Origin of the sequence: Treponema sp. OMZ 803 (genome assembly GCF_024181165.1) — a bacterium.
In the GTDB taxonomy this organism is placed as follows: Bacteria; Spirochaetota; Spirochaetia; order Treponematales; family Treponemataceae; genus Treponema.
Genome location: NZ_CP051195.1, coordinates 519,585 through 540,945 on the forward strand (window position 1 = coordinate 519,585; position 21,361 = coordinate 540,945).

Sequence of the window (21,361 nt, forward strand, 5' to 3'; positions counted from 1 at the left end):
TTATATTTAATAGGTTTTGATGATGGCAAACGGAGATTTCGACCTGACGCATAAGAAAATACTGGAATGCGGAAAAACAATTTTCAAAGAAAAGGGCTTTGAAAAAGCCAATCTGCGGGAAATCTGTGCGCAGGCAGGCGTTACAACCGGAGCCTTTTACGGTCATTTTGAAGACAAAGAAGCTCTTTTTTCCGAATTGGTACAGCCGATCATTACCGATATAGAGTACCATTATAGCTTGCTCAAACAACAAAGTTTTACAATGTATAAAAAAGAAACGGTAATCACAAAACAAACAATCGAATCCATCCTTGATTTAAAACTAAAGGGCGCAATTAGTATGGTGTCCTATTTTTTTGATAACAAAGATATTTTCGAGCTTTTGGCGTTTTGCTCATACGGAACAAAGTATGAACATTTTTTAGATGAAATAATAGAAAAAGAAGATGAAAATCACCTGAAGATCTTAGAAATGATTCACGGAAAAAAGAAAGCAGCCCAAGTAATCACCAAAAAAGGCATTCACTTACTGAACCATGCGTACCTGTATGCGCTATCGGAAGTTGCCGTCCATTGTGAAACAAAAGAAGAAGCCGAACGCAATGCCTATTTAATTGCAGACTTCTTTAATGAAGGCTGGAAAAAAATGCGCACGGTTTAATTGCAATTATTAATGAGGGAAAATTATTTTTTTAAGTTTAAATATAACTAAGTTATATTACAGGAAGCAGAGGAGAAGGAAATTCTCTTATTAGTTATTCCCAATTAGAGAAAACCTTTTTGAAAATAGAGGGAGCAGATTCAAGGCGCGTGCAAAAAACACCCGCAGGCGTACTTGCTGTACGTTGAGGACTGTTTTTTGCTAAGCAACGCAGAAGATGCCCGTATATTTTCAAAAAAATTATAGGAGGTTGTTTGATGAAACTAAAAGACATCGTGCAAATAGCTGTATTGACAGTTATTGGGTTCGCAATCGGAATGACAATTTCGATGCTGACGGGAACACTGGGAGCCATAGCCTTATACGCTTCTGCAGGATTTGCTGCTTTTGCAGTCGGTCCTGTTTTTGTGATAACGGCTAAAAAAATAAAGCATCGCTGGACGGCGGTTTTATTTTGGGTTATCTACGGATTGTTATATACCCTTATGGGCTATTGGATAATGATACCGATTTGTTTGGTTTCGGCAGCGCTTGGCGAAATCATCATCGGCGATTATTCAAGCAATGTAAAAGTTTCAATCGCTTTTTCGGCTGCAATGTTTGTCGTCGCAATGCACCCGATTATATTTGTCAAAGTATTAGGTGCGGAAGGAATTACGAAGTTCGCTCCGTCTATTTCAAGTGAACAGGCTCAGTGGATGATTCAGTTTTACACGGGAAAAGCCATCGCAATAGCGGTAGCGTGCAACATCATCTTGGAATCTTTGGCAGGCTTATTCGGTACTTATATCAACAAAAAATTCTTTGAAAAGAGCAGTAAAAAGAGCGTATTATAATGAAGCCGGCAAGAAACACTCAAGGATGGTCAATGAATCCGATAACGCTTTTTATCCTCATACTGCTCACATCATTCTTGGTGTTTTTTGTCGATCAAACGATGTATTATGTGCTGCTCGGTATGAGCTTTCTCTTTTTGGTTTTATTTTCATACTCGGAAGGCATAAAAAGGGCTGTAGTCTATATCGGTTTATTTTTGCTGATAAAGCTCTTGGCATATATCGATTTGGGAATGACAACCGGAGCATTGATAGGATTGATTGCTTTATTTTTAAGGCTCTATCCTATCTTTAACATTGGAAGGATATTGATTTTAACCAGTCCTTTAAAAATTATGAGCGCATTGCGTGCGGTAAAAGCGCCGCAATCTCTTTCGATAGGACTGGTTACCGCCTTACGCTTTTTGGACGAGATGACGGCGCGGCTAAAAGAAATAAGAAACGGCATGAAGGTGCGGGGCTTGCGTTTGAGCCTGTTACATCCTCTTCGCTCGTTTGAACTCTATCTTATTCCCCTCATTTATAAATGCCTTCATGTAAGTGAAACGCTGACCTCATCGATAATCGCAAAGGGGATTGAGTACGAAGGAAAAAAGACGAGTTATAAACCGGTGCGCTTCGGCTGGTACGATACGCTGGGTTTATCGGCGGCTGTATTTTTAGTATGGCTGACTATCTGCTATAGAGGGCAGTGGAGCTAAGCAGGATATCAGTATGAATATAATAGAAGCGCGGATAAAAAATTTTACGTATGAAAATGATGAAAGTCCCACGCTCCACGCTATTGATTTGAATATTGAAGAAGGCGAGCTTGTTGTGCTTACGGGCTTTTCCGGCTGCGGGAAGACTACCTTAACGCGGATATTAAACGGCTTAATTCCCTATCATTACGGCGGAATACTCGACGGTGAGGTGCGCATTTTAGGGAAGAACATCTTGGATTATAAAAAGGGCGAATTGGCAAAATACATCGGCAATGTGTTTCAAAATCCGAGCGATCAGTTTTTTGCTACCATTGCAGAGGAAGAGGTTGCCTTTGCCGGAGAAAACCTCGGTATGGATTTTCAAACCTTGTGCGAAAAAACCGATGCTGCTTTTCAGACGATGCAGATAGAATCGCTTAAAGGTGCGAAACTTTCAGAGCTTTCCGGCGGGCAAAAACAAAAGGTCGCCATTGCTTCCACACTCATCTATGACACAAAGCTGCTTTTTTTCGATGAACCTTCTTCCAATCTCGACTATGAAGGTATTGTGCAATTTCAAGCGATGATACGGGATTTAAAGGCGATGGGAAAAACGATTATCATTGCAGAACACCGTTTATTTTTCTTAAATGAATTGTACGATAAGCTCATCTACATGAAGGACGGCACTATCGAAAAAATTTTTTTGAAGGGTGAATTGACAACAGAGGATTGCAGGCGGTACGGACTGAGGGCAATACGGTATGACAGTCTTGTCTGCGAAAACCCTTCGGTGCCGAAACAAGCGGTTACGCATATCGAGGGTTTGAGCGTTTCTATCGGCAGGCGGGAACTTATCAAAAAACTTTCGTTTGATGTACACGCAGGAGAGATTACCGCCGTTATCGGAAAAAACGGCAGAGGAAAGACTACGCTCGGCAAAGCCTTAGGCGGGCTTTTGTCTTGCAAGGGGTATATCGGTTACGGTAAGCGGCGGCGGCAGCGCTTAAAGACAGCGTATTACATGATGCAGGATGTTGACTATCAGATTTTTTTTGACACGGTAGAAAACGAGCTTATCCCTTCTTCAAAACGGAAGGATGAATCCTATTTGCAACAAGCGGCTGAGTACCTGCACATAATTGACCTTTGGGAAAAAAGGCTTGACCATCCGCAGGAACTTTCAGGCGGACAAAAGCAACGGCTCGCCCTTGCAACGGCATTTTTGAGCGGCAGGCATATCATCATCTTAGACGAGCCGACCAGCGGTCTCGACTACAAACGTATGGACGAAATCGCAAAGCTCATCTTACACTGCGCTCAAGAAGTCCCCGTACTCATCATCACCCACGACTTGGAACTCTTATTCAAAGTCTGCAACACCGCCCTCCTGCTCGGTGAAAACGCATACAAGAAGATTCCGGTAAACGGAAATGAGAGAGAAATTCGGGAATTTCTAACGGCTTCAGTTTTTTTAAAGGGGGCATCTTCTTTTGGTTATAACTAAGCATATATTTTGCTGTCTGGACATCTCTATTCCAAAGGATGCGAAGCAAATCTAACCGAGTTTTTAGAGATGTCTCAGTGTAATAGCTGTAATCACCTTATGCATCATCAGAAAGATTTTTATGCAATGTTATATCTCACCAAGTTCACGGATCGAAGCCCCCTAAACTTAAAACAGCTTATCCAGCTCTACTGAATAGGATATGTCGTATATAAATCCGTTGCGTTCGCAATAGGCTTTTATTTCTTTTGTCAGTTTTTTCGTTGCACCGTATTCGAGTACATAGACGGTGAGTCCATACGTTTTACATTGAGCAAGATATTCCATAAAATATGCTCTATCTTCTACCGGTTTTGCTCCAAACGTATTATTCTTAAAATGTATTTCGGTAAATACGCTTTCTTGATTAACGCCATTTACTATCCCTTTAATGGAATCTTGCTGCATCGCTTCGGTGATAAACGTATCTCCGCCGTTAATGATAATGGGTTTATTCTCCGTATGTATTTTCTGTAAGATGGTTATAAGTCCTTGATATATTTCGGGTGTGTGATAATGATAATAAACGTCAGCGTTATCAAGAAAAAAACCGTCTATGCCTTTTTGAGATAAAAGCTGCGCTTTGTGTTTTATCCTTTTTTGCCATCTTTTATCCGCAACATTTACCCATTGTTCTTCGTCCCAATTTTCGTAGTGTCCTAAAGCGATATCCGCAAATGCTGCATAGTCATCGCGGAATGTTTCGATAGAGCCGATGTTTAAATAAGAAAATATATGGACGTTTCCGTTTTTGTGAAGCTGCGCGATATCTTCTTGAGAAAAAAATTCCGCATCAATTACCAGCGTTTTAATTTCTTTAAGCTGCATCACTTTTTCATGATCCATGCCTATCAGCACTTTGTAGTCTTGTTTCCTCTCTGCGGATATACCATTCATTACAGCAACTGCAAAAAAAATTACAAACAAGCAAGTGAGCTTTTGATTTCTCATAAATAAACCTTATATTGAGAATTACGAAATTATCATTATCAAAATGATGATACGGAATTGCTCCGCTTATTTCTTCGCTGTATACACTACGGCGTAATCTTCTGCATGGCTTTCGGTAAAGTTGTAATCCGAATAAGAGGCAACAGATTGGAAGCCTGCCTGTTCAAATAAAGCTAACAGTGTTTGGCGCTGTAACGGATGTAATACCGTAAAGTCCGAACCTACGGTATTGTGCTGCTTGTCGATAAACTCTATGGTAAACTTGATATTCCCGTCCGGCAAAAAATCATAGCGCCGCTTAAAAATAAAAGCGTCCGTTTCTTTATCTTTAAAGTCCATTTTTTTCTCGGCAAGGATGCGGTCGTAATTGAGGACTTCAACAATAAAAATACCGTGCGCTTGTAAAGACTGATACACAGCGCTGAAAAAATGGCGAAGTGCCGTTTCATCAGGTAAATGCGGGAGCGTATTGCCGAAACACAGTACACCGTTACAGGCACCGAATTGCAGAATATCGGCAATATCCGCTTGATGAAATGCCAACTCTCCGGATGTGCGAATTCCCGAAGCTTTCTCTTTTGCGATTCCAATCATCTTTGCATTTAAGTCGAGCCCGTATATATCGTATCCACGTTGATGTAAACCCACCGCAAGGTCGCCGGTTGCACAACCTGCATCACACAATCTGCCCGGCAACGGACAAAGACGCCGGATAAAATCAAGCTTTTCCGCCTCAAGCGGGAAAAGTTCGCTGTAATGTTCTGCAATCAAATCGTATACGTTCATTCACTCTTCTCCATCGGTATAATTATGGTATACTATATCAATATAATATGCTATGGGAGAACGGTATGATCAAAATAACAAAACGCATATTTTTTTACGCAGCTTTTTTACTGTGCGCTGCACTTGTTTTTGCGGCTGATAACAGTAAAAAAACGGATAAACCGGCTATTAGAGTGTACGATTCAAAAGATAAGTTGGTGTGTGAACTCACAGAGAGCGAAGATATTGAATCCTTTAATTATTTATTGACGGAGAGTGCAGCCGTTGCTGCCGATGATGCCGCTTTTACGCAGGTGCCAAAAAACGCCAAGATAGCGTATCGCTATGATATACCTAACAATTCATCTGCCGATATACGCCTTCTTATCTATGCCGACAGTCATATTGCATATATACCTAATGCCCCGAAAGGCGATGATATGCCGGAGGTGTTTGCATGGGAGCTATTCGGAGAAGCATACAAGATACTATCCGAGCCTGCTTCGTTAAAAAAGGCACTTGCTCGGTATCAAGATAGCGACAAAAATATTTTTGTCTATGATGCAAAAGGTTTTTTGGTATCTGAGGCACGTATTCCGTCAATCTTGCACGTATTCGGCAAAGTCATGGACGTTTATGCCGGTGATGCAAATGACCATCAATTTTCGGGAAGCATTTTACCGGAAAGAAGTGTGCACGGAGGAAAGCAACTGCTGTACCGCTATACCATTTGGGCTTTTAAAGATGAACCGATACGGATATACGTTTATAGCGATACGGATAAAGTTGTACTCACAAACACATTTCCGGCTTGGCTTGATTGCACACTGACAAAAGAAGGATATGAACTGTTTTCAAATCCGAAACGATTGATTGATCGGTTGAATAGGGTGGCGATTGAATTGATGGATATACGCTGATCGGAATTTTGATATTCCTTAAAAAGGGCGCTAATGCAATCGGTCTTAGTTATTAAACAGATAGATGATTATGATTATATATTAAGAGAGCAATTCGGCTTCCGCTGTGCGGATGAGGGGTGTTGTAAAACATATACGGTTCCGAAAGAGGTCGGAGTCGGAACTATCCGCAATATTTTCCCTTGCGGGAATGTCGGGCTTTCGATTATTCGGCTCAAGCTGCGCTATCCGCTGGTGATGCAGTATGACGGCTATAATTCCGCATTTGAAACGACGTGTTGTTTTGGCGGGCATATCGCCTATTCCGAAACAGGTGTAATCGACACGTGCCTTTCGCCGAATGAGCTGGGCATTTATACCAAGCAAAACAGCTGCGGTATGATGATGTATCCGGCAGGGGAGGATATTACGGCTGTTTCTCTATTCGGTACGGATGAATTTAAGCAAGCGCTGCCCTTTGCGTTTGCAGGTATGCAATCAAAAAACACAGAGCCGGATGGCTTGACGGATTGGCTGATGGAGCCGAAAAAACCGGAACTTCCGTTGATACGGCTTTTTAAGGATATTATCGATAGTCCAGTAGAAGGCGCGATGCAGCAGATCTTTTATGAAGGTATTACCAAAACGCTGCTTACACAACTTTGGCAACGTTACATTGCAAACCCCATGCGCGGAATTACCCGTTCCTCGCTTTCTCCTGCCGAATATGCTGCCGTGTTACGCGCTCACGATATTTTATCGGAACGATATGCTGCTCCTCCGACAATTCCGCAATTAGCGCGGCTGGTATTTTTAAACGAAACCCGATTAAAACAGGGCTTTAAAGAAACATTCGGAAAAACAATTCATCAGTTTACTCATAGTATAAGGATGGAAACGGCACGATCATTATTGGATGATAAAAACACAACGGTCAGCCAAGCCGCTTATGCAGTCGGGTATGTGAATGTCAGTCATTTCTCGCAAGCCTTCCGAAAATTCTATGGAAGAAGTTTGAGGTTCCCTGCTATCTTCCCATAATAGCCGCATTACTCTGCCTCAATCAACTCATGCTCGGCAAAATGAGCTTTTCCCTCTTTTATATCACGCACAATATTTTCAAGATAGCGGATATTACTTTCAGAATAGAACGGGTCAACGGCGGCTTGTTTTTTTGGGCTTATATTTTATAGTGTGGATGGGAAGCCCCACTATTTTGAGGCATACTATGCTAGGTATAAATTTTGAATTCTCTGAATTATAGGAAACAGTACAATTTTTTAGAGCTAACAGGCTTTTTTTAAGCGGCGTAAAGCCACGTTTCATTTTAACAACGCTGCACGATGAGGCGGTGAACATACCGATTTCTTACGCGAGGGAAATGGCGGTATACAATTCGGAAAAGGTGAAGGATATTGCGTTTGCCGACAATCCGTACAGCCTCGATATGATGAGGGTACCAGGGCATCTCTAAAAGCTTGGTTAGTTTTTAGAGGTTCCCAATAGTATTTCCCCACAAATAATAATACACCCCGATATTCCAAAGGCCGTGTACTATGGCTACCAGCGCGATACTTACTGCCGGATGGAATACCTGTTTGAGCTTAAGATAGGCAATGCGAAATACGATTCCGGCTCCTGCGGCGAAGAGCATAGACATACCCCCGAGGTAACGATGCGCGAGCGTGAAGAGCAGCAGGGCGGGGATTTCGGTGAAGCACAATTCAAAAAGTACGGTAGTTTTGAATGAGGCGGCCTTTTTATAACGGGACTGATCCGTGCGGAGGGATAATGCTAACATGCCACGTTGGGAATGTTGATTATGCGATAAAGACTGCTGCTGCAAATCTATGGCGTTTTCGGTGGTGCCTTCCGAGCTGTTTTCCGATGCCGGCACATTTCCCTGCAGCCGCGGTTCGATATAACCGGCATAGATGCGGTGCAGCCGATTTGGAGTATAGAGCCGATATAGTATTTCTTCATACGCGGCGGCACATATCGTATAAAAACAGAAAACACACTGTGCATATAGTCCGTCCGGCTTGGGCGGAAGGGTGAACGGTACCGCTGAAAACAGCGGAGGAAGCAATAAAAAAGCAGTTACAGCAGCGAATTCAATAAAGAGAAGTACATCGTTTTTATTAAAGTCGTTCCATTTCATCTCGTTATCTTATCGTGATTTTTTTTAAACTAGGTTATCGCCTATCGCGAACCTCTAAAAATCTCATTGAGTTTTTAGAGGTGCCTACAGCCGCTTTTCTATCCATTCCAAGATATCGGCTTTTACTTCCTCTTTATTTGTTTCATTCAAAATTTCGTGCCGGCCGTTCTCGTATAGTTTTAGCGTTACGTCCTGCATCCCGATGTCCTGATAGATACGGTAAAGGGTTTTTAGCGTTTTGCCTCCGTTTGAAACGGGATCTTCCGAACCGGCGGTAAGTAAAACAGGAAGAGCGGCCGGTATACCTTTTAAAGCTTCCTGCGTATGCAGTCTTTTAAGACCACGCATAAAATCCTGAAAAAAGCCTGCGGTACAGACAAATCCGCAGTATTCATCATCGATATATTTTTTTACTTCGCTTTCATCCCTCGAAAGCCAGTCAAAGGCTGTGTGCGGATTTTTTATCCTGTTGTTATATGAGCCGAACACCAATGCATTCATAAATTTTGCAGCGGATTTCCGACCTTTAAATGCGCAGTTAAGATTTGCAAGCAACAAGGCGACGGATACGCTTGGGTTGGGGCCTGCCGAACCGATGAGAACTGCTGCTTTTACCGTTGTACCGTACCGTTCGATGTATTCCTGTGTTACGAAGGAGCCGAACGAATGCCCGATGATGATAACCGGAAGCGCAGGATATTGTTTTTGTATCTCCGCATTGATTTTTTTTTGATCTTCGACAACACGTCTGAATCCGTCTCCATCGGCAAGGTACCCCATTAAGCCGCTTTTTGAACCGGTCTTTCCGTGACCGCGGTGATCGGAAGCAACTACTGCAAAGCCTCTCTCACATGCCGTTTTTGCAAAATCATCATACCGGAGGGCGTGTTCTGCCATTCCGTGCACGATGTGCAGCACAGCCTTAGGGTGCTGTTCCGGAAGCCATTTATAAACGGCGAGGGAGGCACCGTCGCTCATTGTCTGATATGCTATCTGCATTAGTTTTCTCTCCTCCAGGGCAAATACTTAAAAGTTCCGATGCGTTTGCCATGACTACCTTTTTTACCACGTTTCTCGGCAGGCGGTCATAATACGCAAGGCGCGATTATAGCGCACCGCTTGCGGTTCGAGCATTTTATCCGATTCGGGGCATGGATCGAGCCGTTCTTCTTCAAGTTCGTCGATTTGCTTAATCTTACCCTGTATGTAATCGGCCAGTACTTCCTGTGTAACTTCCAGCCGCATCAGCATTGCGCCGAAGCGGTGATCCAACACCTCCGAACCGAATCCGCGGCATTCTTCCGTCCATACCCGCCGACGCGCCTTCGCTGTTTCGGCTAATACCGTTTTTAGCGGCTTTATCTTATTTTCGATTAATGCCTGCAATGCTTTTTTATCCGCCTTCTTATACGCCTCCCAAATATCCAAGGGGAGCCGCCACTTATAGTAAAGCGTTTTCATCATCATCGCGTAAAATTCGGCGATACTGTGCTGCAAAGAATTATCCGTATTGGCTGCGTCCTCGGTAAAGGCTTGTTCAAGTTTTTTATAGACGGCATCCATATCGGTTGTTAACGTCCGTATGTAATGCAGAAATTTTGAACCGAGCGGATCTTGATATAATAGATATTTCGACGGCGTTATATCATAATTATTACCGGTTGTTCCTTCAAATAAATCCGGTTCTCCCTGCCGCATCCATTCGTCAAGCCCCATACCGGTATAGAGTTTTAGATACTGTGCAAATTCTTCTTCTTGATATTTGATATGGCAGTCAAGGTAGGCATAGAGTACCAAGCCGAACATACAGGTGTAAAGCGGCGCTTCGCTACCGTCGTCTCCCCAGGTTGTAACAATAATTTCTTTGATTCTTTCCTTTCGACAAGCTTCAATAGCGGCAAGTGTGGTTTCGAGTGTTTTCTTATGATGGGGTATGTATCCCATCCAGCGCCATGCCCCGCCGGCAAACATGGTCTTTTTCGTTAGCGTACGGCATGCTTGAAGGTGGTCTCGATAATGTTTGCTTATGCAGCTGTAGTAATCCCAGTACATCAATCCTATCTGATTAGGGATAATCGGCTCAGTATCCTCTTTGTTATTGGAATAACAGCCGAAGAACATATCATCCCAAATAATAGGTTTAAAGCCGTATGTTTTACAGAGGGTTTTCATAAAAGCAAGATGCTCTTGCATAATATCCCCCCTATTCTTAAACCCGTTTTCATCCAAATAGCGCCCGCGCCCCAGATTATAGGCTTCGTCCATCCCAATGTGGATAATATCAGTGGAGAAAGCCTTGCGCAACGATGCAATCATCCGTGTAAGTAGGGCTTGTACTTCAGCATTGCCGACATTAAAGATGTTATCGATATCCTTATACTTGTATTCTACGGCCTCCCACATAAAATATTGCTCCATGTGAGCAAGTGTCTGAATACACGGTATCAACTGTATGCCGAAAATCTGTGCATAGCGGTCAACTTCCTGTAAATCTTTTATGGAATACCGTCCGCGTAATGCGCCGAAATAGGGAGCGCCTTCAACTTCGTACACATCTTCCATGTACAGCATAAACCACGAATGTCCCATAAAGGCCATTTCGCGAATAAACTGCTTCAGCATATCGATATGTGCAACAGCATTACGGGAAAGATCGAGCATTAAGCCGTTTTTTTCAAAAAAATGATCCATGCGGAATTCCAATAAACGCTGTGCATCCCGCCGTGTATAGACCTTTGAGTCTTCGATCGTTTGGCTTTTAAGCAGCAGCATCGACAGCGCAAAATAAAAGTGCGGTGCAGAGTCCGCTTCGATTTCGCATACGCCGTTCCTAAATGTTGCGGAAATTTCGGAGTCCTTCACTTTTTTGAACGTAACAGGAATACCGTCTTCGCTAATTCTGAGCGGATAGCTTTTCCGAAGTTCCGCCACTGCGAGTGTCATTTTCTCGTCAAGATCGGATAGATCGAGTTTTAAAGGTTTCAATTGTTTTATCGCCGTACACATTATTTTATCCACTAAAACTAATTAAAGAAATCTTCTAATAATTTTAGGTTTTAGAGTTTCTCTAATAATAGTTTTCATTATATCATAGTTATAGAGAAATGACAGCCTTAATTTAACGCAATGCATAGGCTTTTAAAAAAATTATCAGGCATCTCTAAAAAACTCAGCTTTTTAGAGATGCCCTATTAACAAAGGTATAATCAATCCGCTATACTCAATACAAAAACCGGAGGCCAGCTGCTATGGAATTTATTATTGATAAAAGTATCGTTGAGCTTGGGATTAAAAGTGTTGCGATTGGCATTGCAAAAAATATAGACCCTCAGGCGCCATTATCAGATTCGTTCTTAAAGAAGCAAAAGAAGATGGAAGATTGGGCGCTGCACTGCGATGTTGAGGCGGTGTCGAATCATCCGATTACGCAAGGGTATGCAGATATGTTGCAACGTGTTGGGCGTAGTATCAAAAAGTATCCACCGACTGTTCCGGCCTTTATTCGGAATATTCAGCGACGCGGTTCTATGCCGCATATCAACAGTGTTATCGATATTTATAATGTTGAATCATTACATTCGTTTTTAGCGATTGGCGGGCATGATCTTGATAAGATAGACGGGCAGATAGCGTTTACCGTCAATAAAGAAGCGGGCGTTTTTCTTCCGATTTCATCGACGGAAAAACACGTCGCCGAAACCGACTATGTATACCGCGACCCTAAAGGTATTATTGCATGGCTTGGCGTCCGCGACGGTGAAAATTATAAATTTGATGACGGAACAAAAAATGCAATCTTTATTATCCAAGGGAATGCCAATACCTCTGTTGAAATACGTGTAGAAGCGCTCAAGCGGATTCAAAGCGATTTAGCGGAGTGTATGCCCCAGTTGGAGTTTGAAATACAGGTTATCGAGGGGTAGTGCGCAACCGCTATTCGCTTTTGGTTTTAAGCACCGAAAGGAAGGCTGACTGCGGTAACTCGACATCGCCAACCATCTTCATGCGCTTCTTTCCCTCTTTCTGCTTTTCAAGGAGCTTACGCTTGCGGGTGATGTCGCCGCCGTAGCACTTTGCCAACACGTCCTTGCGCACCGGATTAACCGTTTCCCGTGCGATAACTTGGCTGCCGATTGCCCCCTGAATGGCGATTTTGAACTGCTGTCGCGTAATTTCTTCCTTTAACTGCTCGCACACGTGCCGTGCCTTGTTGTAGGCGTTAGGCTTATACGAAAGCTGCGCAAGGGCATCCACCGGCTTGCCGTTCAGCAGAATATCGATTTTTACCAGCTCGGTTGGGCGCATTTCGATTACTTCATACTCAAACGACGCATAGCCGCGGCTGATGCTTTTGAGCCGATCGTAAAACTCAAACAGCACTTCCGCAAGCGGCATTTCGTAGGTAACCTCCACCCGCTTTTGGTCGAGGTAGGTCATGTTGGTTTGCGTACCCCGCTTTTCGATGCAGAGAGAGATGATATTGCCAAGGTATTCAGTCGGGGTGATGATATTCGCTTTGATATACGGCTCATCCGCGGAAGCGATTTTCCCCTCGTCGGGATATTCTGCCGGGTTGTCGCAGATCATGGTTTCGCCGTTCCGCAGATGGAGGCGATACCGCACGGACGGCGCCGTAAAGATAACCGCTTGGTCGAATTCCCGTTCCAGCCGTTCCTGTACAATCTCGAGATGGAGCAGCCCCAAAAAGCCGCAGCGGAACCCATGTCCGAGCGCTACCGAAGAATCTTTTTCGTAGGTGAGGCTTGCATCGTTTAGCTTGAGTTTTTCAAAGGCATCGCGCAGCTGCTCGTAGTCGTTGGTGTCGACGGGATACACGGAGGAAAACACCACAGGTTTTACTGCTTTGAACCCGGCACGGGGCTCCGCACAGGGACGACCTGCATCGGTGAGCGTGTCGCCGACTTGCACATCGGAGACGGTTTTAATACCCGCAATGATGTAGCCGACCTCTCCCGCACGGAGAGAATCCCGCTGCACAAGGTCGAGGATAAAAACGCCTGTCTCTTCTACACGGTATTCCGCATTGCTGTGCATAAAGCGGATGGTCATGCCGGGCGTTACCGTCCCTTCAAACACCCTCAGGTGGATAATAACCCCGCGGTATGCGTCATAGTGGCAGTCAAAGATGAGCGCCTGCAAGGGGGCTTCTGCGGAACCGGTCGGCGGCGGGAAATACTTGACGATGGCTTCAAACAGCGCATCGATATTTTTGCCGGTTTTTGCCGAAACCGCAACGGCAATATCGGGATCAAGCCCTAGGTCGTGATCTATCTGAGCGGAAACCGCCGGAATATCCGCCGCCGGTAGGTCAATCTTATTGATGACCGGCAGAATTTCGAGGTTGTGCTCAAGCGCAAGGTACATATTGGAAAGCGTCTGAGATTCCACCCCCTGCGTTGCGTCCACAATCAAAATTGCCCCCTCGCAGGAAGCAATAGCGCGGGAAACTTCGTAAGTAAAGTCTACGTGACCGGGCGTGTCGACAAAGTTTAAAAGATAATCCTGCCCGTCGGCAGCGCGGTAGGGAATGGTAACCGCTTGGCTTTTAATGGTAATGCCGCGTTCCCGTTCAATATCCATGTTATCGGTCATCTGCGCCCGATAATAGCGTTCGTCGATAACCTTGGCTTTTTCTATAAGACGGTCGGCAAGCGTTGACTTCCCGTGATCGATATGAGCAACAATACAAAAATTGCGGATATGGTCGATTGAATACATAGGGTCTTTATACTATTGGAAATGCGAGGGGCTGTCCAGAGAGGTGATACTGCAATTATAAAAAATATTGGACGGCAATATACGCTTCATAATGATATTTAGTCAGCAATATTTTCTCTCGTTTTTGGTCATGCCAGATTTCTGACAAACTAGGTTGCGCCACGCTTTTTTTTGGTATAATATTACAAGAATGAAATAGGAACTAAAACCATGGAAAAAGATTTTGATGAGCTGACCATAGCCGACGATTATATGTTTTACCGTGTCATGGAGGATCCGGAAATCTGTAAAACACTGTTAAATAGAGTTTTACAGGGAAAGGTAGGAACAATAACCAATATAGAGCTGCAAAAGACAATCGACGATGCAGGGCGAGCTAAAGGTGTCCGGTTTGACGTATGGGCAAAAGATTATAACGGGCGTATTTATGACATAGAAATGCAAGCTCTCGATAAGAAAGACCTTGCAAAACGCATCCGATACTATCAAGCTGCTATCGATGTGAGCCTATTAGGAAAAAGCAAACCGTATGAAAGTCTACCCGATACGTTCATCCTGTTTTTCTGCACTTTTGATTACCTTGAAAGAGCGTTACCAGTATATACTTTTAAAACAGTGTGCAGTGAAGACAGCCGGATAGAGCTGTACGATGGGGTAACAAAGATTATTATAAACAGTAAAGCTGCAGCGCAAGAAAAAAATAAAAAACTGAAAGTATTTTTAGAGTATATGAATGGGAAAGTAAGCGACGATGATGAGTTTATCCAAAGGCTGGAGCAGCGAATAAAAGAGGTAAAAGCGAATGAAGAGTTAAGGAGGGAGTATATGCTTGTAAATACAATTGAACGAGATGCGCGGAATGACGGATGGAAAGCAGGTATTGCACAAGGTCTTGCCGAAGGTAAATCTCTTGGTCTTGCCGAAGGTAAATCTCTTGGTCTTGCCGAAGGTTCGCACCAAAAAGCCCTTGAAACAGCCCGACTTATGCGTCAACGCGCTTATCCGGTGGCAGAAATTTGTCTTATGACCGGACTCACAAAAGAGGAAGTAGCGCAATTGTAATTTATAATTGTGAATTACCCTAGCAATTCACAATTATAGAGAATTTTTGCTGAATTCAAGTCTCTTGCTTCTATATTATTATGTGCAATAGGGGTTTTCTGTAACAAAAAAAAACAAAAAAGTTACAAAATAAGTGATTGACAAATAAAAAAAAATCAGCTAGCATATTTTTAATTAAGTATGGCCGCTCAAAAGCGTGTTACGCTTTGGCCAAGAAAGTATTAAAGGAGGTATTTTTTGTTATGAAAAAATATCTACTCGTAAGCTTGACTATTCTTTTTGCTGCTGCTTTTGTGTGGGCAGCAGATGATGCTGCAACTGCAGATCAGAACATTGCTATTGAAGCCGACGCAACCGTAAGTTGGGGTATTGACCTTGGCTCAAAGACTGAGTCGTATAAACACGGATTTAATAACGAAGCTTCGTGGAAGGTAAAATTCCCGATTTATAAGAAGGCTGATAGAACTTCTACAAGAGGTAACGTGCCCGTATACGGCGAAGTTGTCTTAGAGGGTGCGGAGCTTAGCCTTCTTAGTGAACGAAAAGAAAGCAATGAGAAGAACGACAAAGTGCCTTTTACAGTTGATGGAAAAGTTAAGGGGCTTAAGGCAAAATTGGTTTTCTACGACGTTTATCTAAGTGCTTTCAGCAAACCTAATTTTAGTGCAAATTATGCTGAAATATGGAAGCCTATTGACAATGATGATGATTATGAACCGAAGGACTATAGATATAAGCCGGCATTTGAAGGTTTCGGCACAAAATTAGGCTATGCAAACAAGGACTTGCTGGGATTGGATGTCGGTTTAAAGTTCGGCTCGGATGGAAACTGGAAATCTGAGGCCGGTAAGGCTCAAGTTAATTACGAAAAGTATAAAGGAACTGCCGATAAGCCTGCGGATACTCCGGTTCCTGATGGTGAAGTATGGATTAATGTAACGACAAGAAAGGAGTATTTCGGAGACGCAAATGGAAAGACGAAAGTTCCTCATGGTCATTACTCAATGTATGAAACAAAAGCTGGAGATTCTGCTCAGTACAGCAAGTATGCTATTGGTTTTGACCTTTCTATTAAACCGCTTGATAAGATGCTCGAACTTGCTCTTACCGTCAACTCGACATTGAGCCCTGGCTATAAGGATGCTAACGTAAACTTCGGTGTCGAAGCGAAATCTGCACCTGTAGACGGCTTAGAACTTAAAGCAGGTTTTGATGGTGGGTATGCCTTTGCGACAACGACAAAGGAGTTTGACTGGGACACCGTATTTACTGCTCAGTATAAATGGGTAGGCGCCGGTGTGTATGTCGGTTCAAAAGGAACTGTGATTGGCGGATATAACGCAGAAACCAAGGCAAGAGGTAAGACAGTTGACTTGGCTGTGTTTGCAAAGTTTGAAACAAAAGCCGACAAGGATGATGCAACCAATTTAGTAGAAGGCTTGGATGCAGGTGTCTACGTCGGTATGTATCAACTGCTTGCTAAGCTGAAGGCTACCCCTAAGGAATTCCCGTTCTTTGCAAAGGTGTGGGGGGCATACACAATTAATATCAACGATTCTATGTCGATAAAGCCCTTTGCCAATATCTGGCTTGAAACTCCTCATACACAGAAAGTTGGTCTTGCTTATGACGTCGGTGTAACTTACAGCCCTGCCGAAAAGGTTGAAGTAACGGCAAAATGGAGTCAGGGCAAAATTCAGGAGAATAAACACGGGGTAAACGACGTAAAGATTATCGAGAAGTCTGCCACAGGCGGCGAGCACTACGGTGCATTCGTTCTTTCACTCAAAGTTAGCTACTAAGCCGTATTCGGCCTAATAGCTACGCTTAAAAGCCTGTTCCGCACTACGCGGGACAGGCTTTTTTTGTATACGGAAAGCATACTGATTAATGAGATACTTTTTAACCTAAGATCGGCAAAATAAGATATCTGGCATCTCAGAATACCGTCATAACCAATTCCGGAGTAGATCCGGCCGCTGATATTTGCAAGATAGCAGGCCTTTCTAAAGTCGAACTGGAAGCGCCTAAATAATTAAGGATTCCGGCTGAGCATGGCATACGCAGCTTCCGCTCTTTCGGCAATGCGCGGGAGTTGCTTAAGCATATCCTGCGAAACGGCGGTATAATCGCGTATCAGCGCCGGCGGGGGACTTGCAAAACGTTGCCGTTCCAGCATGGCATAAAAGATACAAAACAGATCGGTTATGCTTCGTTTTGGTGCAAATAGTTCTGTAAGCGTTTCTGTCAACTCTGCGTAGGTCGCGCTTAAAAAATATGCTTCATCCTTTGTTGAGGTTGTAAGGTGGTTGCTCATATACAAATCTTGTATATATTTGCGGAGGCAGCGGTCAATGCCCGCATACCAGTTTTCTATGGCATTTTTCGTATTTTTTAAGCCCTCGTCAAAGATTAAGCCCGCATCTGCAGGAATCTGACTTGTACCGAAAGCTGCATCGGACGGGGGGATGTGCTTTTGAATTTTCCGTGCTGTTTTATAGAGCCGCTTTAGTTGTTTACGCAGTGCAGTAAGCCGCTGTTTGGCTGTTCCAAGCGTTCTTTTCCGCAGCTTTTTAAGCAGCAGCCACACTCCGCAGCTTGACGCTGTAAGCAACCCGACCCCTAAAATCGCTGCGCCATATAACAGAAAATCGGTTCCCGGAGGTAACAACGGTGGCTTCGGCGGCTGGAGGCTTACCCGTTCACCGGTTCCCAAAAGTGAAGATACAGAGATTGCCGGAAGTTTATTGTGTAATTGTAAGAACGTAAGAGCGGGAAAATCGATGTCACCTGTTTCCCATGGGATGAATGTAATAGCGAGATAGTACCCGGATTCCCGTTTTACGATGCTGATTTCGTTGATTGTCATCACATCGTTTTGCGTTATATTTCCGAGTGGGATAGGTACGCCGACAGTAAAGCCGCTGGCGGTTAAAGTTTTGTATTCTTTTTGAGATAACGGAAAAAGGAACTGTGCCGTATCACCGACAAAGATATGCTGGGGAATGAGTACGCCGTTCATAATGCCGCATCCACCTGAGGCCGGTATCGGCTAAAGGGCTGAGCACCGTATTTGCCGGTCAAAAAAAATTGGTTCAAGAGCTTTACCGTATTACCATCGTACGGTAACACGAGCGGATATGCTCCGCAGCGTATACAGGTGTTTTCCCATTGTTGGGTATCTTCTGCTATACGGCGGATACGATCCTGCCGGAACTGATGCGAATTGGTCGGCAAGAGCCGCTCCAGTCCCGTTTCGGGGTCGGTAAAGCGCAATATCCCTGCGGCGGGCAGCGCTTCATCGTAAGGGGCAGTAATGCGAATAGCTGCAACATCATGGCGGCGTGCCAATAGCCCTAACTCCTTTTCAAAATTTTCTACTTTAAAGTCGGATAAAATAATAATGAGAGCCCGTTGCCGCAGGAGTTTTGCTGCCGCTTCGAGTGCAGGAGCTAAAGCTGTTCCCTTGTTTTTGCTGCCCGAAATGGCAATACGTTCCAGGGTGCTTAGTATATGCAGGTTCGCTTCCCTGCCGCGCTGGAGCTGGAACACCCGCGCAACTTTTCCGTCAAAAGCGAGGAGTCCCGTATAACTATGCAAGTGTTCCGCCGCAAAGGTGATCAGCGCTGCTGCTTCCAAAGCTTTTTCTTGCGGCGATTGGGTGGTGCAACCTGTTTCCATCGAAGCGGAAACGTCGACAATCAGAAAAAGGCGCAAGTCTCGTTCTTCGCGATAAAGCTTCACAAAGGTTTTGCCGCTCCGCGCCATCAAGTTCCAATCGATACTGCGGATATCGTCCCCCGCTTCATATTCCCGCAGCGAATCAAATTCAATACCTCTTCCGCGGAAATGGCTGCGAAAACTTCCTGCTTGCATTCCCTGTGCAATGGAGAGCGCCGCCAGCTGTAGTTGTTTTGATCGTTCCGCTAAATAACCTGTTTTCATCTGCCCTATATACGGAAAACCTCTAAAAACAACGGTTTACATTACCAAATGTTTTTAGAGGTTTTGACAGTGTTAAGACTCCTGCCGTTTACATAACTTCAAGGAAGGGAACGAGCACGAGCCATGTTGCATTTTTCAGTACGATATATACTGCTTTTGCGAGGGCAAGCCGGGTTGCAGCGACATCTGCATTTTCTGCACCGAGGATGGGGCAATCATGATAGAAACGGCTGAACAGCTTACAAAGGTCGTAAAGATAGCTTGTTATCAGCATCGGTGCATACTGGTCGGCTGCTTTGTCTACTTGAGCGGGAAATTCCTCCAGTTTTTTCAGTAATTCCCACTCTATATCGGAGCTAAGCAGTTCAGGCTTGCAAATGCCCGCCTTTGCTTTTTTGCCTTCTTCCGTATCAGCTTTGCGCAAAATAGAAGCGATACGTGCACCCATGTATTGGATGTAGGGGCCGGTGTTGCCGTTGAACGAAAGAGACTCGGACGCATTAAAGAGCATATCCTTTATTGTGTCTACTTGGAGCAGGAAGTAGTGCAATGCACCGAGTGCAACTTTTTCTGCAACTTCTTCAGGGTTACCTACCGCCTCCTCACGTCCCTTGGATGAAATCTCTTTTAGCGCGCTATTCTTGAGCTCGGTAATAAGATCGTCCGCATCGACAACAGTGCCCTCGCGGCTCTTCATTTTACCTTCCGGTAAGTTTACCATGCCATACGCAAGGTGATATAAACCGGTATACCAGTCATAGCCAAGAAGCTTCATTATATAGAAGAGTACTTTAAAGTGATAAATTTGCTCGTTACCGACTACGTAGATAAGCTTGTCAAACGGCCACTCGTTATGGCGTGTTATTGCGAGTCCAATATCTTGTGTGATGTAAACAGACGTTCCGTCTCCGCGCAACAACAGCTTCTTTTCAAATCCGATCGATTTAAGGTCGACCCAAATGGAGCCGTCTTCGTCTTTATAGAAGATACCTCTTTTTAAGCCTTCCATAATTTCGGAGCGCCCTTTGCGGAATACATCGCTTTCAAAGAAAAGCTTATCAAATGAAACACCTGTGCGGTCGTATGTTTGCTGAATACCCTGCAGTGCCCAGCCGTTCATCTTTTTCCACAGTTTTATCGTTTCAGGGTCTCCTGCTTCCCATTTCCGCAGCATTTCCTGTGCTTGCTCTTCGGCTTCGGGATGATCTTTGCTGTACTTGTGGAACTGAACATACATATCACCGACAAACTTATCGGGTTTGATGCCTTCTTTTACCGGATCAATACCGTTGCCGAAGAGCTGGTATGCCAGCATCGATTTACAGATGTGCACACCGCGGTCGTTGATAATATTGGTTTTGTATAAATCCGCTCCGCTGAACTGGAGGATACGAGAAAGACTTTCACCGATGGCGTCATTACGCAGATGGCCGAGGTGCAGCGGTTTGTTGGTATTGGGGCTGGAAAACTCGACCATGATTTTTTTACCATGCAGGGTTTTCGTTTTTCCATAATTTTCATTTTGATTGATAATCGTGTTGAGAATTTGGGCGGCCGTTTCTCCCTTGGGTAAAAAGACATTGATATATGGTCCAACCGCTTTCACTTCTCCTTTTCCCTTGAGGGCAGGATCGGCTTGCAGCTTGGGCAACAACTCCGTTGCGATTTTAGCGGGAGCGGAGCGCAGTGCCTTTGCAAAACTGAAAAGCGGAAAGCCTAAATCACCAAGGTTCGGATCGGGAGGTGTTTCCATCGCAATTCGTTCCGCAGTAACAGACTCGGCTCCTTCCGGCAGCAGCGATGTAAGTGCACGGGCGATACTTTCTTTCCATAATAACCGTATATCGTTCATAATTACCTCACTTATAGGAATTGCTAAAAACTTCTGTTTTTAGTGATTCCTTTGTGTTTCTGATTTAGGAAAAACCTCCGGAACTATTGATTTTAAGAGGTCTTACCAGTATAGGAAATTCCGTACCTTAGTGCAAGAGGTCGATCAGGGTAAACGCATCAGGCCATCTTGTCGAAAAAAATTATGAATTATTTTGCTTGCATTTTAAAAAAACTGTGTTATAATTGTCCTTATCTTACAGGGATAAGGAGGCTGGCAGCG

18 protein-coding genes are annotated in these 21,361 nt (G+C 44.1%); 9 read left to right on the forward strand and 9 right to left on the reverse strand.

Annotation, left to right across the window (positions count from 1 at the left end; all coding sequences use genetic code 11):
• The first annotated feature begins 22 nt into the window (after positions 1–22).
• The 4 genes from ABH09_RS02380 (at position 23) to ABH09_RS02395 (ending at position 3,687) form a co-directional block, all read left to right on the forward strand.
• On the forward strand, positions 23–661 hold the full coding sequence (locus ABH09_RS02380; RefSeq protein WP_371922139.1) for a TetR/AcrR family transcriptional regulator: 639 nt from the start codon (positions 23–25) through the stop codon (positions 659–661).
• Positions 662–918: 257 nt separating this feature from the next.
• Positions 919–1,497, forward strand: coding sequence for an MptD family putative ECF transporter S component (locus ABH09_RS02385; protein ID WP_253715052.1), 579 nt, complete (start codon positions 919–921; stop codon positions 1,495–1,497).
• The gene (locus tag ABH09_RS02390; RefSeq protein ID WP_253715053.1) at positions 1,497–2,198 is read left to right on the forward strand and encodes an energy-coupling factor transporter transmembrane component T family protein; all 702 of its coding nucleotides are present in this window, start codon (positions 1,497–1,499) and stop codon (positions 2,196–2,198) included. The genes ABH09_RS02385 and ABH09_RS02390 overlap by 1 nt, the downstream gene beginning before the upstream one ends.
• A gap of 13 nt (positions 2,199–2,211) precedes the next feature.
• Positions 2,212–3,687, forward strand: coding sequence for an ABC transporter ATP-binding protein (locus ABH09_RS02395; RefSeq protein WP_253715054.1), 1,476 nt, complete (start codon positions 2,212–2,214; stop codon positions 3,685–3,687).
• 168 nt (positions 3,688–3,855) lie between these two features.
• Here ABH09_RS02395 and ABH09_RS02400 read toward each other — a convergent pair whose 3' ends face one another.
• Entirely contained in the window at positions 3,856–4,677 is an 822-nt protein-coding gene (locus ABH09_RS02400; protein WP_253715055.1) for a glycoside hydrolase family 191 protein, read from the reverse strand.
• Positions 4,678–4,743: 66 nt separating this feature from the next.
• Complete coding sequence (locus ABH09_RS02405; RefSeq protein ID WP_253715056.1) at positions 4,744–5,463, reverse strand: class I SAM-dependent methyltransferase; 720 nt, start codon at positions 5,461–5,463, stop codon at positions 4,744–4,746.
• 65 nt (positions 5,464–5,528) lie between these two features.
• On the opposite strand from ABH09_RS02405, the gene ABH09_RS02410 reads away from it, so the two are divergent.
• Both ABH09_RS02410 and ABH09_RS02415 read left to right on the forward strand, forming a co-directional pair.
• Positions 5,529–6,362 (forward strand): hypothetical protein, encoded by an 834-nt coding sequence (locus tag ABH09_RS02410; RefSeq protein ID WP_253715057.1) that lies wholly within the window; start codon positions 5,529–5,531, stop codon positions 6,360–6,362.
• A gap of 33 nt (positions 6,363–6,395) precedes the next feature.
• Positions 6,396–7,382: a helix-turn-helix transcriptional regulator gene (locus tag ABH09_RS02415; protein WP_253715058.1), complete on the forward strand. Its 987-nt coding sequence runs from the start codon at positions 6,396–6,398 to the stop codon at positions 7,380–7,382.
• Positions 7,383–7,830: 448 nt separating this feature from the next.
• Here the strand turns inward: ABH09_RS02415 and ABH09_RS02420 are convergent, their stop codons facing one another.
• From ABH09_RS02420 to ABH09_RS02430, 3 genes are all read right to left on the reverse strand, one after another.
• Entirely contained in the window at positions 7,831–8,502 is a 672-nt protein-coding gene (locus ABH09_RS02420) for a CPBP family intramembrane glutamic endopeptidase (protein WP_253715059.1), read from the reverse strand.
• An 84-nt stretch (positions 8,503–8,586) separates the two neighbouring features.
• On the reverse strand, positions 8,587–9,501 hold the full coding sequence (locus ABH09_RS02425; protein ID WP_253715060.1) for an alpha/beta hydrolase: 915 nt from the start codon (positions 9,499–9,501) through the stop codon (positions 8,587–8,589).
• A gap of 63 nt (positions 9,502–9,564) precedes the next feature.
• Complete coding sequence (locus ABH09_RS02430) at positions 9,565–11,487, reverse strand: beta-N-acetylhexosaminidase (RefSeq protein WP_253715061.1); 1,923 nt, start codon at positions 11,485–11,487, stop codon at positions 9,565–9,567.
• 263 nt (positions 11,488–11,750) lie between these two features.
• Between ABH09_RS02430 and ABH09_RS02435 the strand changes: the two genes are divergently transcribed.
• Positions 11,751–12,425: a B3/B4 domain-containing protein gene (locus tag ABH09_RS02435; RefSeq protein WP_253715062.1), complete on the forward strand. Its 675-nt coding sequence runs from the start codon at positions 11,751–11,753 to the stop codon at positions 12,423–12,425.
• A 10-nt stretch (positions 12,426–12,435) separates the two neighbouring features.
• Here the strand turns inward: ABH09_RS02435 and lepA are convergent, their stop codons facing one another.
• The gene (lepA, locus tag ABH09_RS02440) at positions 12,436–14,241 is read right to left on the reverse strand and encodes a translation elongation factor 4 (RefSeq protein WP_253715063.1); all 1,806 of its coding nucleotides are present in this window, start codon (positions 14,239–14,241) and stop codon (positions 12,436–12,438) included.
• Positions 14,242–14,451: 210 nt separating this feature from the next.
• Here lepA and ABH09_RS02445 point away from each other — a divergent pair, with 210 nt between their 5' ends.
• Together ABH09_RS02445 and ABH09_RS02450 are read left to right on the forward strand one after the other, a co-directional pair.
• On the forward strand, positions 14,452–15,303 hold the full coding sequence (locus tag ABH09_RS02445; protein ID WP_253715064.1) for an Rpn family recombination-promoting nuclease/putative transposase: 852 nt from the start codon (positions 14,452–14,454) through the stop codon (positions 15,301–15,303).
• Positions 15,304–15,545: 242 nt separating this feature from the next.
• On the forward strand, positions 15,546–17,105 hold the full coding sequence (locus ABH09_RS02450; RefSeq protein ID WP_253715065.1) for a major outer sheath protein Msp: 1,560 nt from the start codon (positions 15,546–15,548) through the stop codon (positions 17,103–17,105).
• Between the two features lie 233 nt (positions 17,106–17,338).
• Here the strand turns inward: ABH09_RS02450 and ABH09_RS02455 are convergent, their stop codons facing one another.
• From ABH09_RS02455 to argS, 3 genes are all read right to left on the reverse strand, one after another.
• Positions 17,339–18,325, reverse strand: a complete 987-nt coding sequence (locus ABH09_RS02455) for a hypothetical protein (protein WP_253715066.1) — start codon at positions 18,323–18,325, stop codon at positions 17,339–17,341.
• Positions 18,322–19,248 carry a DUF58 domain-containing protein gene (locus tag ABH09_RS02460; RefSeq protein ID WP_162662446.1) on the reverse strand — a complete coding sequence of 309 codons (927 nt, stop codon included), beginning with the start codon at positions 19,246–19,248 and terminating at the stop codon, positions 18,322–18,324. Before ABH09_RS02460 ends, ABH09_RS02455 begins: the two co-directional genes overlap by 4 nt.
• Positions 19,249–19,336: 88 nt before the next feature.
• Positions 19,337–21,100 (reverse strand): arginine--tRNA ligase, encoded by a 1,764-nt coding sequence (argS, locus tag ABH09_RS02465; RefSeq protein ID WP_253715067.1) that lies wholly within the window; start codon positions 21,098–21,100, stop codon positions 19,337–19,339.
• Between the last annotated feature and the right edge of the window lie 261 nt (positions 21,101–21,361).